Source organism: Pseudomonas sp. GW822-FHT02D10 (assembly GCF_058802345.1).
Genome location: NZ_JBXAOB010000006.1, coordinates 192,220 through 210,291 on the forward strand (window position 1 = coordinate 192,220; position 18,072 = coordinate 210,291).

Sequence of the window (18,072 nt, forward strand, 5' to 3'; positions counted from 1 at the left end):
CGTTATGGTCACTTTCTGTCAATCGACGCTCGTTCAGCCAAGTTCGAAATGGGCTCAGTGTATTCGGCGATTCCACTGCTGAGGTTGAGGAACTTAGCACTTTATAATTAGTGACCATTGACGGATATGGTTACTCGACTGAGAATATGACGCCTGTCCTATTTGTTTAAGTAAGGGAACCTATGCGCCGGCTTCGACCTTTCCCCATTGCCGCTTGCTTGTTGCCTCTCGTCCTGACGGCATGTGGCGACTCATCCACCGTTGACGATCCACGCACGCACGCTCCTCTGGTAAGGCCTGGAACGGTTCAGGGTTCCTCCGACACCTCACGTTCTTTCACGGGCGTGGTGGCTGCCCGTGTGCAGGGCGACCTGGGCTTTCGGGTGTCAGGCAAGATACTTGAGCGCTTGGTCGACACCGGTCAGACCGTTAAACGTGGTCAGCCACTCATGCGCCTCGACCCAATCGACCTAGGATTGCAGGCGCGAGCACAGCAAGAGTCGGTCATAGCCGCTCGGGCCCGAGCCAAGCAGACAGCAGATGACGAGGCGCGATACCGCGACCTGGTCGCCGCTGGCGCTATTTCTGCATCGGCCTACGACCAGATCAAAGCCGCTGCTGATTCCGCAAAGGCGCAGCTTAGCGCCGCTGAAGCGCAGGCTGACGTTGCCCGTAATGCTTCTGGTTATGCGGTGCTGCTTGCGGATTCCGACGGCGTGGTGGTGGAGACGCTCGCCGAGCCCGGACAAGTTGTCAGCCCGGGACAGCCCGTGGTTCGACTGGCGCGGGCAGGGCAGCGCGAAGCCATCGTGCACCTGCCCGAGACGTTGCGCCCCGCAGCAGGATCTACTGCGCAGGCAACGCTTTATGGCAATACCACGGACGCTGTTACAGCGAAGCTGAGGCTGCTGTCTGACTCGGCCGACCGCATGACACGCACCTTCGAGGCGCGGTATGTGCTTGAGGGCGCGCTGGCCAATGCACCGATAGGCTCGACTGTCACGCTTCGGATCGCTGAAGGCGTCACGCAAGGGCAGGGGCTGCAAGTACCGATCGCTTCCGTTTATGACCCAGGCCAAGGCACTGGCGTGTGGGTCATCACCGGTACACCGGCGAAGGTGGCCTGGCGACCTGTACAAGTCCTGGGTTTGAGCGACGACACAGTGCGAGTCGCGGGCGACCTCAAAGTCGGCGAGCAGATCGTAGCGTTAGGCGCACATCTGTTGCGCGAAGGTGAAGAGGTGAAATTGCCTCAACAGGATGACGAAAAAGTTGCCGGGGGGCGTCCATGAGCGAGGGTCGCTTCAATCTTTCCGCGATCGCCGTTCGTGAGCGATCTATCACGGTGTTTCTGATCTTCCTGATTGCCGTTGCAGGCACCCTGGCGTTCTTCCAGCTGGGGCGTGCGGAAGATCCTCCGTTTACGGTCAAGCAGTTGACGGTCATTACCGCGTGGCCGGGCGCCACGGCGCAGGAGATGCAGGATCAGGTAGCAGAGCCACTTGAAAAACGCCTGCAAGAACTGAAATGGTACGACCGCACGGAAACCTATACGCGGCCCGGTCTCGCTTTCACCATGGTGTCGTTGCTGGACCGCACGCCACCCTCACAGGTGCAGGAAGAGTTTTATCAGGCGCGCAAAAAGCTCGACGACGAAGCCACCAAGCTACCGGCGGGTGTGATCGGGCCATTGGTCAACGACGAGTATTCGGACGTGACGTTTGCGCTTTTCGCCCTCAAAGCCAAAGGCGAGCCGCAGCGACTGTTGGTGCGTAATGCTGAGTCGTTGCGCCAACAACTGTTGCATGTGCCGGGCGTGAAGAAGGTCAACATCATCGGTGAGCAAGCCGAGCGCATTTTTGTGTCCTTCTCCCATGACCGACTGGCCACCTTGGGCGTTTCTCCCCAGGACATCTTCGCCGCGCTGAATAGCCAGAACGTGCTCACACCCGCCGGTTCCATCGAAACCAACGGGCCGCAGGTTTTCCTGCGGGTGGATGGCGCTTTCGATAAATTGGAGAAAATTCGTGACACGCCCCTGGCGATTCAGGGGCACACGTTGAAGCTCTCGGACGTGGCGACGGTTGAACGAGGCTACGAAGACCCTGCCACCTTCCTGGTGCGCAATAACGGCGAAGAGGCCTTGTTGCTGGGGGTCATAATGCGCGAGGGCTGGAATGGCCTGGACCTGGGCAAGGCGCTGGACAGCGAAACGACGAAGATAAATGAAGGCATGCCACTGGGCATGACGCTGACCAAGGTCACTGATCAAGCCGTGAACATTGACTCGGCCGTTGGCGAGTTCATGGTCAAATTTTTTGTCGCGCTGCTTGTGGTGATGCTTGTTTGCTTTCTCAGCATGGGCTGGCGGGTAGGCCTCGTGGTCGCAGCGGCGGTACCGTTGACGCTGGCGATAGTGTTTGTGGTGATGGCGGCCACCGGAAAGAACTTTGACCGTATTACCCTCGGCTCGTTGATTCTGGCGCTGGGACTGCTGGTGGACGACGCGATCATTGCTATCGAAATGATGGTAGTGAAAATGGAAGAGGGCTACGACCGAATCAAAGCCTCCGCGTATGCCTGGAGTCATACGGCCGCGCCGATGCTCTCCGGTACACTGGTAACGGCGATTGGCTTCATGCCCAACGGTTTCGCCCAGTCCACTGCCGGCGAGTACACCAGCAACATGTTCTGGATCGTCGGCATTGCTCTGATCGCTTCCTGGGTCGTCGCGGTGGCTTTCACCCCTTACCTGGGAGTGAAGTTGTTGCCAGACATCAAGAAGGTCGAGGGTGGGCATGCGGCTATCTACAACACCCCCCGTTACAACCGCTTCCGCCGGGTTCTGACACGCGTCATCGCTCGCAAATGGCTGGTGGCCGGCACGGTTATCACGCTGTTTTTCGTGGCAGTTCTGGGCATGAGCCTGGTGAAGAAGCAGTTCTTCCCGACCTCGGACCGTCCCGAGGTGATGGTCGAGGTGCAAATGCCCTACGGAACCTCCATCGAGCAGACCAGTGCCACTGCTGCAAAGGTCGAGGCCTGGCTGCAACAGCAGGAAGAGGCAAAAATCGTCACGGCCTATATTGGGCAGGGCGCGCCGCGTTTCTTCCTGGCGATGGCGCCAGAACTGCCCGATCCATCGTTCGCCAAGATCGTGGTGCTGACGGACAGTCAGGAGGCACGTGAAACCCTCAAGTTCCGTCTTCGCGAAGCGGTCGCTGCAGGCCTCGCCCCAGAGGCCCGAGTCAGGGCATCTCAAATTGTGTTTGGTCCGTATTCGCCATTCCCGGTGGCCTACCGGGTGATGGGGCCTGGCCCGACGAAGCTGCGCGAGCTTGCGGGTCGTGTACAAGATGTCATGCAAGCCAGCCCGATGATGAGGACGGTCAACAGCGACTGGGGCCCTCTGACGCCGACGCTGCATTTCAGCTTGGATCAGGATCGCTTGCAGGCGGTTGGACTGACATCCAGTGCAGTCGCCCAGCAGTTGCAATTCCTGCTGGCCGGAGTGCCGATCACGGCGGTTCGTGAGGATATTCGCTCGGTGCAGGTGGTTGGTCGCGCCGCGGGTGACATCCGGCTCGATCCCGCCCGGATTGAAGGCTTCACATTGGTGGGCGCGGCGGGTCAGCGTATCCCTCTGTCCCAGGTCGGAGAGGTGGATGTGCGTATGGAGGATCCGATCCTTAGGCGCCGTGACCGCACACCGACTATCACCGTACGCGGCGACATTGCCGAAGGCTTGCAGCCACCGGACGTCTCGAACGTGATCATGAAGGAGCTGCAGCCGATCATAGACAAGCTGCCTGGCGGGTACCGGATTGAGCAGGCGGGTGCGATCGAGGAATCGGGGAAGGCCGGTAAAGCGATTTTGCCGTTGTTTCCGATCATGATTGCCCTGACGCTGCTGATCATCATTGTCCAGGTGCGTTCTATCTCGGCAATGATCATGGTGTTCTTCACCTCGCCGCTGGGATTGATTGGCGTGGTGCCAACGCTGCTGATCTTCCAGCAGCCGTTTGGTATCAACGCCCTGGTCGGTCTGATCGCGCTGTCGGGCATTTTGATGCGCAATACGCTGATTCTGATCGGGCAGATCCATCACAACGCCCAAGAAGGCTTGGACCCGTTTCACGCAGTGGTCGAAGCCACGGTACAGCGTGCCCGCCCGGTACTGCTGACAGCACTCGCGGCAATCCTGGCGTTCATCCCGCTGACCCATTCCGTCTTCTGGGGGACGCTGGCCTACACGCTGATCGGAGGCACGTTCGTCGGCACCATCATGACGCTGGTGTTCCTGCCGGCGATGTACGCCATCTGGTTCAAGATCCGTCCTGACAATACGGGTCAAACCGAAACAGCGAATAAGCAAGCAAGCCTAGTGGATAGGACACCATCCCGTCCTCTCGCCGTTCACCTCACCACAAAGCTTTAGCCATAGGCCATAGCGTGGGCGTCGACTGAAAAATGAAGAGGGTTCAATGATTAATCTCGAAGGTCAAAAGCGAATCGTGGTCACGGGCGTCGGAATTGTCGGGCCTCTGGGGTGCGGAGTAGAAGAAGTCTGGAAGAGACTGCTGGCTGGGCGTTCTGGCATCCGTAACCTGCCTGGCGATATTACTGAGGGTACGGGCGTTGCAGTAGGCGGCCAGGTGCCGTCTCTAGAAGATGATGCCATCGCGGGTTACGACCCGGAGCGCATCATCTCGGCCAAGGATCGCAAGAAGATGGATCGCTTCATCGAGTTTGCACTTGTGGCAGCACACGAAGCTCTGGAGCAGGCAGGCTGGCATCCGACAGATGTCACAGACCAGGAGCGGACCGCCACGATCATTGCATCGGGCGTGGGTGGCTTTGGCGCGATCGCCGACGCTGTCCGCACCACCGATGCGCGTGGTCCTCGCCGATTGTCGCCATTCACTGCGCCGTCTTTTCTCGCCAACATGGCGGCCGGGCACGTATCCATTCGGAACGGATTCAAAGGGCCGCTCGGCGCTCCGGTAACGGCCTGTGCTGCTGGGGTACAAGCCATCGGCGATGCGGCCAGAATCATCAGAAGTGGTGAGGCGGATATCGCCATATGCGGCGGTACCGAAGCAGCGATAGACCGTGTAACCCTGGGTTGTTTTGCGGCGGCCCGCGCGCTATCAACTGGCTTTGCCGAGTACCCACAGCAGGCTTCACGTCCCTTTGATCGCGACCGTGACGGCTTCGTCATGTCCGAAGGTGCCGGGTTACTGGTGATTGAGTCACTGGAGCATGCGTTGGCTCGTGGAGCCAAACCACTGGCGGAACTGGTCGGTTACGGCACCAGCGCCGATGCCTATCACTTGACGGCGGGTCCGGAGGACGGCAGCGGTGCACGCCGCGCCATGGAACAGGCACTGCGCCAGGCGGCTGTGAGTCCTGCCGATGTTCAGCATATCAATGCACATGCGACCTCCACGCAGGTCGGTGACAAAGGCGAACTGGCAGCGATTCGTTCGGTATTCGGGAGCGACTCTAGCGTCGCGATCAGCTCGACCAAGTCCGCCACCGGGCATCTGCTGGGAGCGGCCGGAGGCATTGAAGCGGTGTTCACCGTACTAGCGCTTCGCGACCAGGTGGTGCCGCCCACGCTGAATCTCGATCATCCCGATGAGGCGGCCGGCGGCCTTGATCTGGTCGCACTCAACGCTCGGCAGTTGTCGATCACGCATGCGCTCTCAAATGGGTTCGGTTTCGGCGGTGTTAACGCCAGCGTGCTGTTTCGCCGTTGGGAGTCTGAGTCTGAAGTGTGACGCTCAAATGACGGACTAGATCCATCAAACCTGGCGCTACCAGGAGGCAATCGATGAGTAGCGGCCAGAGGCCTACGTTGCCCGCAACGCACCCTGAATCCTACAGTCGATCATGGCTATTTCTTCAACCCTTCCGTTCACCAAGGAGTGACCTCATGAGCATTGCCGTTACTGGAGCCACCGGCCAACTGGGCCGCATCGTCATCGAGAACCTCAAGCAGCGAACCGCCACGAGCAGCATTCTTGCCCTGGTGCGCAAGCCAGAACAGGCAGAAGCGCTGGGCGTTGCGGCAAGGGCGTTCGACTATTCCAAGACCGAGACGCTGGATGCGGCGTTGTCCGGAGTGGAAACCTTGCTGTTGATCTCCTCCAGCGAAATCGGTCAGCGCGCGGCGCAGCACGCCAACGTCATTGCGGCGGCGAAGAGGGTCGGCATCAAGCGCATTGTCTATACCAGCGTGTTGCACGCTGACTCGTCCGTGCTGGCACTTGCCGACGAGCACCGCTCAACCGAGGCTACCCTCAAGGCGTCCGGACTTTCCTACACGTTGTTGCGCAATGGTTGGTACACAGAAAACTACACAGGTTTCGCTGGTGTGGCGCTGGCTAATGGCGCGCTGTTCGGTAGTGCAGGCGAAGGCCGGATTTCGTCAGCGACACGCGAGGATCTGGCCGAAGCCGCCGCAGTGGTGTTGACTGCTGACGGCCATGAAAACGCTACCTACGAACTGGTTGGCGATACCTCTTGGACGCTGGCTGATCTGGCGGCGGAAATCTCGAAGCAGACCGGCAAGAACATCCCTTACCGCAACCTCCCGGTAGCCGACTACGCCGCCGCGCTCGAAGGTGTTGGCTTGCCGAAGGGGCTTGCCGCAGCATTGGCTTCCTATGACGTCAGCGCCTCCCTGGGGGCTCTCTACGGCAACGAGCGCGCCTTGGCTGAACTTATCGGGAGGCCAACCACGCCGCTTGCTATCAGCGTCGAACGTGCGCTAAAGGCGCTCTGACGCTGCATCATGGTCGCGCCCGTACGGCGCAGGTCATGTGGCGTCGAGTCGCCGTTCTGGCCGTCGGCAAGGACCAGGATATTGTCCTTACGCCGTCTGGAGAGGGCCTTGCGGTTTTTGAACTGGGCCTGGCGGTCACCCACTTGTTTGCTCACCACTTTATGTCCACATGCCCATCATCCTGCTTGTTGGGAAAGCACCACTCTGAGTCGCTGCCATCCTCCCGGAGGATTCGGGCGGCATCGTTGGGAATCAGCGACTCGAGTTCTTTGATGGTGAATTTGGCCATAAAATGAGTTCCCCCTACTTTTCCCCCCACAAAAACGTCGGCTGTTGATGGACGTTACTGGACTCTCGTAGAGCAGAACACCGCTGGAGCTCAAGTAAACACTAGCTTGGAAGAATCCAGAGTAAGATGTTGGAAGCTTTCAAGAAGTATGAAAAAGGAGATGGGGTGCTAGGGGGCGAGTGTTCGAATCACTCCGTCCCGACCATATTTATCAGTAACTTAGCCGAACTCTAGCCAGTTCGGCTTTTTTACGCGTAGGGACTTTTGCGGGGAATCATCCCGTTTTTCTCCTGAGTCTGGTCAGTGCCGGCCCTCGCGAGTCGGTGGCTGACACTTTGTTGGCCGCTTCGATCAGTTGCCCGAGCTCTGCGGTAGAATAGTGGCTCGTAATGCTGCCGTTCTTGTGTCCAAGTAATGCCTTTCGGTCTTCCAGTGTCACACCTGCTGCACGCAGCCTTCTGCCAAAGGTGTGTTTTAGGTCGTGAACCCTGATCGAACGGACCCCGGGGTGTACTGGTGACTGGTGACTGGTGCCTTTCTTTCCACTTTGCTGCTGCTCGCACCCGGGCCTTCTTCCAGGCTGTTTCATTCATCCGGTGAACTGCTGTCGGTCCAAACTGGTCTGGCTTCCCATATGGAAAGACTAGATCCCGATGCCGCCCGCGTTGACCGTCAACGATGGACATGGCCACGCTGTTCAGCACTACCAGCCTTTCATCACCATTCTTAACTCCCGCCTTATCATGCCGACCGCCAAACCCCGGCGGAATCAGGAACTGAACCTGACGAATCTGAAAGGCAAGGAAGGACTGCCCCCGGCAGTCTCGTACTTGAACGCGAGCCCGCTGATCTTCGGCATCTACCTGAAGTGGGGTTTCCCGGCGGGCGCCGAGGACACCCAGCGGACGGAGATTTGGTACAGCCCGACCACCAGCTTGGAGATGGCTACCAAGCTGACGGATCTGTCATCCCCGCAAAGCGATTACACGATGCTGGGCCTACGCGCTGGCGTGACCCTCTTTTTCTGGGCGCGCCTGGTGGATCGGATCGGCAACATCGGACCTTGGTATCCGATCGGTATCAGTGTTATGGGGCAGTCGAGCTCTGATGCTGGGCCGATACTGGACATGATTAGTGGCCAGATTAATGAGACCGACCTCGGCAAGGATTTGCTGGACAAGATCGGCAAGATCGACGACCTGCAGGAGCAGCTCGACAAGCTGGACGACATCCTGCTGTACGACCCGGAGAAGACTTACATCGCTGAGGACATGGTGCGGCTGGGCCAGCGCCTGTACCAGGCGACTCAGCCTGTGCCGATCAACACGCCGCCGCCTGATCCCGTGCATTGGCTGGACATCGGTAAGTCCCTCGAGACGGCGAACGGTTTGGCCGAGAGAGTTGATTTCAATACCGCAGATATCACCGAGCTCGACGGCGCAGTCACCCGAACGTTTGCCTCCAGTCTCGCCGCTCGCGGAACCATGCGTTTGATGGTCATAAGGTTTGCATAATGAGCTACGGGCTTTCATTCGTTAACAACAGCAATCAGGTGGTGCTGGATTCTGAATATGCGCGCCTATCCGCCTCGTAACTCATCATCCACGGCATGCCCGAAGCGATCGACCAGCATACCGAAGCACGCGGCCCAGAAGGTCGCTTGCAGCGGCAGTTGAGTGTTGCCCCGCTGTTCCGTTCCTTCCGTTTTCAAACCTGGCCCGGTACAACTGAGTTCATTACAGCGTTGCTCGGTGTCGGTTTGGTGCTGCTGATGCTTGCTGATGTGGTGTTGGCCTATGCCGAGTCCGTCGACGTGGTCCTACTCGGTGTCGCCTTATGGGGGCTGCATATAGATTTCAGTCAAGGAATTCTGGCAACACTAGTAGCGGACACGACGCCTCTGTACGCAAAACTTGTAGGCGCTGCCGCAGGCTGCGATCTTTTGAGGACACCCAGCGCTTAACTGACTGGCCTAGTGCAACGAGCGATACGCAATGGGGTCGGTGTAAGCCGACTGCAAGTCCCGCTCCGGGATCTCCCAGATGATTTGTCTTGGCGGCGTTTCTTTGAAGGCAGGGTTGTTGAGGTAGCTGTTTGCGGCGCCAGAGAACGCTCCGCCGTCTTTGGCGAAGTTACCCACGGGGGCGCCCAGTGCCTGCTGCAGGAACCCCGCGAAGTTGGAGTTGCGCGAGAATGAGGTCCCGATGAGCGCGGTGTTGGGTAGGTTGGCATCGCCAAAGAGATCTCCCTCGTTGTCAGGGCTGTCGGCTGCCACAACGGGAAGTTCGCTGATGGTTGTTTGGGAGACCATTTCGGGCGCTGGTTGCCATTTGAGCGGCAGCCAGTCGATGCCCGCCAGATGGACCAGATCGCCAGGCCGAACCGTGAGCAGGGCATGACTTTCGTTGAACGACCTGAGTGGCATTGCAGTGATGCCCAGGGGCTTCAGGCGCTGCGCGATGGCATTGGCCGCAGCCTCGGCGCCGAACTCGCTCCAATGCGTATCGGTGCGTAAGTAGGCATTGGCCCCCAATGGGGTTAGCGCAACGGTGAGGTCCAGATTCGACACACCCCCAACATCCAGCTTCGAGGTCCAGGCCTGGATGCGCCCTTCGAGAGAGGCTGGGCGGTGCAATGAGCAACGTTGCGCAGACGCGATGCGGCTCTTGTCTGGAACGATGACGACCAGCAGGCTGATTCCACGTCGGGAGAGCTGCTGTTTCAGATCAATCACGGCCTGGACTTTGGCATCGGCATTGCGCTGTGCTTGATGATTGACCTCGAGTTCATCGGCCAAAAACAGCCAGTCAGGACAACCCGAGCGAACCCTTGGACCCGTGTCGCTGAGCAGCAGCCAACTGGCACCGCGCTCCAGCTCGGCGAAAGTGGTGGGGAAGTGAGCTTTCGAGAGTTCCTTGGCGATCCAATGGGTGATGTCGCCGTCAAAAATCTGCGTGGTCAGCAATTTATCGGGTAACAACGAGATCTGCCCCGAAACGATCAATCGGCCAGAGGACAGCAGCCCGACGAACAGGAATATCAGCAGCACAACGCCTGCCAACCGACTGCTGCGTGCAGCCAGATCATCTGGCTGAGTGGAGGGAGTGGTGTTCTCTGGGGTCGTCATCAGAATTGAAAGTACAGGAAAGGTACGGTTTCGCGACTGGCGATCAGTGCGAACGACAGCATGAAACCGGCGATGGGCCAAAGGGCGGCGGCGTAGAGCTCCAGGCTGCCCAGTCGTTTCTCACAGTAAGGGTGCAGCAGCGGTGCGACGACACCGAGCACACCGAGGAGGCCCGCAAGGCCGTGTATCGGGCGCAGGGTCGCGGAAAGTTCATCACCAAGGGCGATGCCCTGCAGGCCGAATTGTCCGGCATACAAGCGCAGCGCGCTGTGAAAGTCGGGGGCGCGGAACAGCGTCCAGGCCAGGCATACGAACAGCAGTGTCAGTCCATGGGACAGCACCGGCGGTACAGGGGGCAGGGTGGAACGGCTCCAGGCACGATCAACGCATAACGCGAGGCCATGGGCACAGCCCCACAGCAGATAATTCCAGCTATCGCCACCGTGCCAGAGGCCGGCGATGGCCATGATCAGGAACAGATTGCGATAGGTTTTCCAGGTGCCTTTGCGATTGCCGCCCAGCGGAATATACAGATAGTCACGTAACCAGCTGGACAGTGACAGGTGCCAACGACGCCAGAAGTCCTGAATGCTGTTGGCCAGATAGGGACGGTCGAAGTTCTCGGGAAAGTTGAAGCCCAGCATCAAACCCAGACCAATGGCCATGGCGCTGTAGCCGGCGAAGTCGAAGAACAGTTGCAAGGAGTAGGCAAGGCAGCCAACCCAGGCGTCGGCGAAGCCAGGGTTCGGCAAATTGAACGCCACATCGACCACCGGCGACAGGGTGTCGGCCACCAGGACCTTCATGCACATCCCGACCATGAACCGGCGTGCGCCCAGCGAGAAATTCTGCAGGTTGAAGTCACGCTGATTCAGCTCACGGCGAACCCAGTCATAGCGAATGATGGGGCCGGCGACCGAGTGGCCGAACATCGAAATATAGGTGGCGTAATTAATGAAGCTGCGTTCGACCGGCACGGTGCGGCGGTGTACATCCACCAGATAGGAAATCGCCTGCAATACGATAAACGATAGCCCGGCCGGCATGATGACCCGCTGCCAGTCCAGCGGCATGGCGCCATACCAGGTGACGGCATCGATCAACGTGCCGGCGACGATGTTGGCGTACTTGTACCAGCACAGCACCGCCGTGTTGAGCACGATCAATGTCGCGAGTAGCCGCACGCGGCCCTTACCTTCTTCCCGCAAGGCGTCAATCAGCAAGCCGCCGGCCCACGCCGTGATCGTCAGCACCACGTGCACTGCGAGGAACCGAGGGCTCAACCAGCCATAGAACAGCCAGCTGCCGATCAGTAATGTGACGTTGCGCCCGGCGGCTGGGCACACTGCATAGCTGCACAAGAACAGCGGCAGGAACAACGTCAGAAACTCGAGAGAGGCAAAAACCATGATGGTGGCGCGATCCGATTAGTGCGCCAGGACGTCAGTCGCGAGCAACAGGTACGGGCCATTTGCGCCAGGCAGCAGCACAACGCTGTAGCGCTCGCCGGCCTTGAGCTGGCCCAGGTTGAGCGGGGCACCGACGTCGGTTTGGGCGCAGACCAATTGAACCGAAAGGCTGACCGGGTTGATCGTTCGACGTTGCACGCTGCCGTTGGCCACATCCTTGAACAGGTCGGCGTTCTTCCCCGCTGCGCGCAAACCGGCCTGGGTGCAACCTGGATCGACGCTGATAAACGCCAGTGAGGCCCTCAGGCTATTGAAGTCGTCGGGTTGCTCACGGATGACGACCTGACGGATACCTTGTGCGCTGTCTGGCAATGCGATCACGCTGGCGAACTCGCCCGCCGCCACCTGGATGTCCAGCGTCTGGCTTTTGCCGTTGCGTTCCAGGGTGCCCTTGATCGGCTGGTTGGCGGGCACTGGCAGGTAGTCGGACACGGCATTCGGGCCTTCGAGTCTGAGGCTTGCCCGAGAGCCTTCGGCCAGCAGTTGCAGCGGTCGGTCGGCGGCGTTGATAAAGCGCAGAAAGGCCGAGTCCTGGTCCGGGCCCGTCGGGTACAGGGCAATCTCGGCGGCCTGGGCGTGCAGGCTCAGCATCAAGAGCGTGAGCAGCGCCCAGCCACGTGCTGATTGGGTCATTTGCCGACTCCTGTGCTGCTGACGCGGTCGGCGGGCAGTTTGACCAATGCACCGCCGATCGCAGTGCCCCATGCTTGATAACCGGCGACGGTGAAGTGCTGCCCGTCGGTGGTGATCCACTGCCCGGGTTTGGAGAACGTCAGCGAATCGATGTAGGTGCAAGGCGCCACGTTCGCGGCCAGAAACTGGGACATCAACTGGGTGCGGGCATCATTCTTCTGGTACATGCCACCGGCCTTGCCCCAGGCCGGGCCAACCCAGGCGCAACGGGTCCCAGTGGCGGCGATGGCCTTGGCCAGGCTGGTGACGCTTTGCCATGCCCAGGCCTTTGGAAACACCGGTTTGTCATAGGACGCCATGGTGTCGCCGATAACCAGTACCACCAGGTCGGGTTTGTCGGCGGCGATCAGGTCCTGGATCGGTGTGGTGGTTGCCTCGCGCCCCTTGATCACGATCTTGTCGTTGCCTTTGCGCTCGGCACCGCAGTCGACCTTTTTGCTGATCAGCCAGTCGCTGGCGCTGGCGCCGCAGGCACCGATGGAGTGAACCTGGGCGCCTTGGCGAGTGAGGTTGTCGTGCAGCGGCTCCAGCAAATGGTCCGAGAGGCTCATGTGGCTCTCCCCAAGGATAAGGAGAGTCAGACCGGTAAGGGCAGAAGTGGGCATCGAAAGCTCCAGAATGATCAGTTGGAATAAGGCGAGGTATAGGGGCTGACCGGCAGGTTCATGGGGCCGCTGATGTCCTCGAACTGGTAGCGCAAAGACAGAGCACCGCTGAGTTGTTGGTAGTCGCGGGCGTTGTCCAGGCCCAGACTGGCGCCCAGCAGGAAGTTCGAAGCGACCTTGTATTCAGCCGCCCCTGCGAGGCTGTAGCCGATCCCGGTTTTGTTTTGCCCTGCGTAGCGCTTGCCCGAGGCCGCCTGCAGGGCTTTGTCGGTAGGGAAATAGTCGGCGCTGTCCTGCTCGAAATGCTGCACGCCGACCGACGTTTTGACTTGATAGGTCAAGCGCCCGGTGCGTTGTGCCCAGGTCACCGGAACGCTCAGGGCGAAGAACGTCTGCGGGCTGAAATAGCCACCGTGGCCGTAGGTGAAATAGTCCTGATTGTTGGCGTAGCTTATGCCGGTGATGCTCAGGCCGGCGGTCAGCTTGCTGTCCGCTGCATTTTGCAGGTACCAGTAGACACCGCTGCCCAGTTCACTGCGGTTGTTGGACTCGACATGGTTGCCCATGAGCTGGTGCCAGGAGGCGTAGCCATAGGCGCCGACTTCGTTGTCGTCATAGCTCAACTGGCCACGCCCGCCGTTGGCGCTCACGCCGCCCCAGGACTGACCGCTGCGTTTGTCTGTGGTACCGGCAAACGAGGTGATGCTGTCAGTCACCGGACGCCGGGAAATGCTCACGCCGTAACGGACATTAGAGGTATCGCTCACGGGGCGATCAACGCTGATGCCGCCCGTGGCGGTGCTGTATTTGAAGCCGAGCGGGGTGGTGCCGAGATCGGCTTTGAGCCCATCTGCGGGCCTTTGAATGGCCACGGCAAGGCCGACACCCTGGGCTTTTTGCGAACCGGCGCCGTCGCTCTGCGCACCGCTACCGAAACGCTGCAGCGCCTCGGTGTTGGCACTGCCGGCGTTCAGCGAGACGGGCGTCACGCGCAGGGCGACGCGGCTTTCATCCAGCGGGATATTGATCTCCAGCGGTGTTTCAATATCGGTCAGTTTGCTCAGTCCCGACTCACTGTTGTTGCTGCGAATGCTCGCGCCCTGGGTGACGTATGGGCTGCGCTCCTGAAGGATTTTATTCAGCGCCAGTTGCGCGGGGCTGATGTCCTCACTCACCAGTGCTGCTCGCGGCAGCTGCGACTCGAATGGATTGCTCGCCTGTTGCGGCCTTGGGAACGCGTCGATGCCAAGGGGGGCGTGAGACTTCACGGTGATCGGCATCTCCTGAGCCGGTGGCGGGATCGCTGCCAGCAAGGTGTCGCGACTGACCTCGCCACGTTGACCCGACACCCCCGCAAAGGGGTTGGGCGCCACCGTCGAACCTGCCAGTTGGCCGCCCTGGCTTCTGCGTTTCTCGCTCTGTTCGATGGCCACTGCTTTGCGCAGCAGATCGGCCGCTGTGCCGGTCTTGCCCATGTTCTGGTAGAGGCGTGCGGCCTCCATCAATGTTTGAGGGTTGCCGGATTCAGTCTTGAGCAGCTGTTGCAGTGCCTGTTCGGCAAATGCAGTGTCACGTGCCAGCACCGCCGCGTCGGCAGCACCCAGCAGCAGTTGCGGGTCGTTTGGCTGGTGCTGTAACAGTGGTTTGTAGAGTTCGAGGGCTTTTGCCGTGTCGCCGTTGGCCGAGTACATCCGTGCCAGGGCCGCGACGCCAGCGCTGTCACCGGGACGTTGCGCCAGTGCAGGCGCCAGCGTGTCGTAGGCGCTGGCCAGATCGCCTCGTTCACGCAGCTGGTCAGCCTGACGGATGCGATAGAGATAGAGCAGGTCGTCGAAACGCTTGCGAGCCGGCGCGTTTAAGGGCCTGTTCTGAAGGTCGCGCAGAATCGCGTTGACCTGTGCGTCTTCTCTGGATTTAAGCAGGACAGCGGCGTATTGCAGGATGAAGTCCGCCGAGGGCGCGGTGGTCTGTTGCAACTGGCCGCGCATGAGGGTCAGTGCACGGGTCGGGTCGCCGATGTCGACATAGGCCGAGGCCAGACTCGCCGTGCGGTCTGGACTGTTGTTGGCCATCGGCTGAATGCGCTGCAGCAAGGTCAGGGCTTCCTGGCGTTGTCCGCGCTTGCCCAATTCGATCGCCTGGCTGAGTTGCAGGTTGAGGCTGACATCAGCGGCCAGCGCTTCCATGTCCGGGGTGCGTTGGTCGGGGCGCAAGCGTCCCAGGGTTGCCTGTGCGGCTTTCCACTCACCCATCTGCACCGACAGCAAGGCGCTGACGTACAGCGCATCGGCATTGTCGGGGTGGGCCTGGAGCATGGCGTTGATCAGGTCCCGAGCCTTTTGCGGTTCGCTCATCGCCAGGTTCAGGCGAGCCAGGGCGAAACGTGTCCAGATGTTCTCCGGTTCGTAGCGCAGCGCATCCTGCAAGGCGTTGCGCGCAGCGGGCAGGTCGTTGCGTTGTTCGGCGAGCGCGGCCAGTTGCGTCGCGCGCAAGGCTTGCAGGCGTCCTGACTGGCCGATCTTTGCCTGTCCGGTGGCTGGCAGGGTGTTGATCAGTTGCAGGGCTTCATCGCTCTTGCCGCTCTTGAGCAGAACGTTGACCAGCCCTTCCTGTGCTTGAGGGTCGTCGCGGCGCAGGCTCAGCACCTGGCGATAGCTGCGCTGAGCGTCATCGAGCTGGCCCGCGCTGGTCTGAATATCGGCCAGGGCGAGGCGAGCGTCCACCCCGTTTGGGGTCAGACGCAGCGCCTGGTTCACCAAGGCCTGTGCCTGGGCTGTCTGGCCTTTGGCCTGGGCGTCACGGGCCTGCTGCAACGCAGACCAGTAGCGCACTTCGTTCAGTGCTGCTTGCCAGTGGCTGCCGTCGCGCTGTCGCGTGGCCTGACCCAGGAGCTTTTCCGCTTCGGCCAATCGGTGTTGTTGCTGGCGGATAACCCCGAGGCCACCCAACGCGTCGGCATCATCGGGTCGGGTATTCAAGCGCGCCTGGAAGGCCTGTTCGGCGGTGGACTGATCGCCTTCTTTGAGTGCCTTCAGGCCGCGCGCCACTTCAGCGGGCGGCTGCCATTGCTTGCTGCCCGTTGTTGCCACCTTTTGCTTGCCCTTGTTCATCTGCGCCCGGATCTCCACGTCATCCGGATGCGTCTTGAGGTACGTCTCGAACAACGGCATTTGCGTGGCGTTGGGCGGGCCGATCCAGGTCAGCGCCAGGCGCCAGCTTTCATCGGCATCACCGGCAATGTCGGTACGCTGGGTCAGCCCGGCCAAGGCGTGAATGCCCTCGGCCCGGCTGTCTTCATGGCGTACGAGATGCTTGGCGTAAAACAGCGCGACGATCGAGTCGTTGGGCATTTCGCGTTGCAGGCGCTGAAATCCGCTTCGCGCCTCAGACCAGTCAGCCTGATTGAAGGCAAGGTTGTTGTAATACTCGCGGCCGATCGTGCCTTGAGGTGGATGGCCATCGAACAGTGCGCGAAACACGGTGGTCGCCTTGTCGCGTTCGCCGGCATCGGCGAGGCGGCGAGCCTCTTCCAGACGTTGCTGGTTCAGCGGTTGTGCCAGGGCGATGTCCTGCGCCAATTGCAGTGCCTGCCGAGGCGGTGGCTGGATCGCCTGCAGGCGCGCGAGGTTTTGCTGCGCCTGTTGTGGCTTGCCCGACTGAACGCCGATCAAGCCCAGGCCATACAGTGCGTCAACCTGGACCGGGTCCAGCAACAGGACTTTCTGCCAGACTTCCGCCGCGCGTTGAGGGTTGTTGTGCAACTGCCAGTAATGCCCTTGCTCGACGAGTAACGTCTGTGGCGTCGGACTTTGAGCGTGGGCAGCAGAGGCCGTCCATGCGCTTATGACGGCGATGGCTAGCGTGCGATGGTGCGCGTGCATGCGGTCTCCCAGGAGAGTTTCAGCGTTCCGTCTTCCCGGAATCGATAATGTTTATCGGCCCAGCCGAGTGCGAACAGGCTGAGCATGAAGTCGTAGTAACGGGGCGGACCAGCGTTGGCATCAGGTTTGGCCAGCGCCTCGCGCAAGGCGTGTTCCACGCGGCGTCGTTGCTGATTGGCCAACCTGGGTTGCCCCTTGGCCTGAAGGTACGGAATCAATGCAGCCCAGAATCCGAAAGGGCTCTGACCCTGAACACTGCCCTGGAGAACCTGGACTGTTTCCGGGGGGACACCCGTCGCCCCAGTGCTGCGGGCCATACCGTCCAGCCGTTTGAGCAGGGGCGCCGCCAACGGCTCGGTGGCGCCGTTCATGCCCAGCCAGAGGTACACGCGAATGGCGTCGTAACTGCCCGTTTCGCCCTTGATCGGGTCGGTCACGAAGACACCCGATTGCGCTGAAGTCCCTTGATAACCGACCCAGTCAGGGATGAAACCCTGAGGGCTTGATTGGCCAATCATCGTCGCGGTGTTGTCGGCAATCGCTTGCCAGGGCCCGGACGGCGCTTCCTTGGCCAGCCGCCGTAACAGCGGCAGTGGCAGGTAGCTGGGATTCAGACGCCAGAGATCATCCGGCTGGACGAAGCCCTGCGGCCCAGGCAATACCATCGACCCCAGCCCAGGCAGACTGACGACCAATTGCGCTTCGATCGTCGCCATCAGTTGCAGGGCGTCTTCGTGATAGTCCGGCCGATGCCACAGGCGTGCCGCTTCGAGCAGGGCGTAGGCGAACCACAGGTCGGCGTCGGCGGCCGAGTTAGCGTCTTGCAGGCGCCATTGACCGTCCGTGCCTTGCCCCCATAACCAGCCCGGCAGGCGTGTAGTGATGGCGGAGCTGGCGAGGTTGGCCAAGGTCCAGCGCCACAGTATGTCAAAGCGTGGCTGATCGTTGCCGATCAGTGCGAAGAGCATGGCGTAGGACTGCCCTTCAGAGGTGCTGTGATTGTTCTCCAGGCTGGATTCCAGAACCCGGCCGTCGGCTTGGACGAAGCGCGTTGCATAGGTTTGCCACAGTGGCCAGGCCGGCGTCTCACAGGATTTTCCGGCGGCTATCGCAGGTGCCAGCAGGGCGAGCGTGAGCACAGCGCTCAACCTGCGCGCGTTACCGCGCAGGCACTGACGAGGTGAAGCATCCCGGGCGTTCGTGGACGACGCAGGCATG

General features: G+C 60.5%; 10 protein-coding genes and 3 pseudogenes. 5 read left to right on the forward strand and 8 right to left on the reverse strand.

Annotated features, from left to right (window positions below):
* Positions 1–182 precede the first annotated feature (182 nt).
* The 4 genes from AC1RPZ_RS12480 (at position 183) to AC1RPZ_RS12495 (ending at position 6,790) form a co-directional block, all read left to right on the forward strand.
* Positions 183–1,292, forward strand: coding sequence for an efflux RND transporter periplasmic adaptor subunit (locus AC1RPZ_RS12480; protein WP_493137318.1), 1,110 nt, complete (start codon positions 183–185; stop codon positions 1,290–1,292).
* A complete protein-coding gene (locus tag AC1RPZ_RS12485; RefSeq protein WP_493137319.1) occupies positions 1,289–4,438 on the forward strand; it encodes an efflux RND transporter permease subunit in 3,150 nt (1,049 codons plus the stop codon). The genes AC1RPZ_RS12480 and AC1RPZ_RS12485 overlap by 4 nt, the downstream gene beginning before the upstream one ends.
* Positions 4,439–4,484: 46 nt before the next feature.
* Positions 4,485–5,783, forward strand: a complete 1,299-nt coding sequence (fabF, locus tag AC1RPZ_RS12490) for a beta-ketoacyl-ACP synthase II (protein WP_493137321.1) — start codon at positions 4,485–4,487, stop codon at positions 5,781–5,783.
* 155 nt (positions 5,784–5,938) lie between these two features.
* Positions 5,939–6,790 (forward strand): SDR family oxidoreductase, encoded by an 852-nt coding sequence (locus AC1RPZ_RS12495; RefSeq protein ID WP_493137322.1) that lies wholly within the window; start codon positions 5,939–5,941, stop codon positions 6,788–6,790.
* Positions 6,791–6,792: 2 nt separating this feature from the next.
* Here AC1RPZ_RS12495 and AC1RPZ_RS12500 read toward each other — a convergent pair.
* Together AC1RPZ_RS12500 and AC1RPZ_RS12505 are read right to left on the reverse strand one after the other, a co-directional pair.
* Positions 6,793–7,001, reverse strand: a pseudogene (locus tag AC1RPZ_RS12500) (site-specific integrase); the annotation flags it as partial.
* Between the two features lie 352 nt (positions 7,002–7,353).
* A pseudogene (locus AC1RPZ_RS12505) lies at positions 7,354–7,855 on the reverse strand (tyrosine-type recombinase/integrase); the annotation flags it as partial.
* 962 nt (positions 7,856–8,817) lie between these two features.
* Here AC1RPZ_RS12505 and AC1RPZ_RS12510 point away from each other — a divergent pair.
* Positions 8,818–9,012 (forward strand): annotated as a pseudogene (locus AC1RPZ_RS12510) (MFS transporter); the annotation flags it as partial.
* A 39-nt stretch (positions 9,013–9,051) separates the two neighbouring features.
* Here the strand turns inward: AC1RPZ_RS12510 and AC1RPZ_RS12515 are convergent.
* From AC1RPZ_RS12515 to bcsZ, 6 genes are read right to left on the reverse strand one after another with little or no spacing between them, the layout of a single operon-like run.
* The gene (locus AC1RPZ_RS12515; RefSeq protein WP_493137323.1) at positions 9,052–10,206 is read right to left on the reverse strand and encodes an alginate O-acetyltransferase AlgX-related protein; all 1,155 of its coding nucleotides are present in this window, start codon (positions 10,204–10,206) and stop codon (positions 9,052–9,054) included.
* Positions 10,206–11,615 carry an MBOAT family O-acyltransferase gene (locus AC1RPZ_RS12520; RefSeq protein ID WP_493137324.1) on the reverse strand — a complete coding sequence of 470 codons (1,410 nt, stop codon included), beginning with the start codon at positions 11,613–11,615 and terminating at the stop codon, positions 10,206–10,208. The genes AC1RPZ_RS12515 and AC1RPZ_RS12520 overlap by 1 nt, the downstream gene beginning before the upstream one ends.
* 18 nt (positions 11,616–11,633) lie before the next feature.
* Complete coding sequence (locus AC1RPZ_RS12525; protein ID WP_493137325.1) at positions 11,634–12,308, reverse strand: alginate O-acetyltransferase AlgF; 675 nt, start codon at positions 12,306–12,308, stop codon at positions 11,634–11,636.
* On the reverse strand, positions 12,305–12,973 hold the full coding sequence (locus tag AC1RPZ_RS12530; protein WP_493137326.1) for an SGNH/GDSL hydrolase family protein: 669 nt from the start codon (positions 12,971–12,973) through the stop codon (positions 12,305–12,307). Before AC1RPZ_RS12530 ends, AC1RPZ_RS12525 begins: the two co-directional genes overlap by 4 nt.
* A 17-nt stretch (positions 12,974–12,990) precedes the next feature.
* On the reverse strand, positions 12,991–16,854 hold the full coding sequence (locus AC1RPZ_RS12535) for a cellulose biosynthesis protein BcsC (protein WP_493137327.1): 3,864 nt from the start codon (positions 16,852–16,854) through the stop codon (positions 12,991–12,993).
* The gene (gene bcsZ, locus AC1RPZ_RS12540) at positions 16,830–18,071 is read right to left on the reverse strand and encodes a cellulose synthase complex periplasmic endoglucanase BcsZ (RefSeq protein WP_493137328.1); all 1,242 of its coding nucleotides are present in this window, start codon (positions 18,069–18,071) and stop codon (positions 16,830–16,832) included. Before bcsZ ends, AC1RPZ_RS12535 begins: the two co-directional genes overlap by 25 nt.
* Position 18,072: the final 1 nt, after the last annotated feature.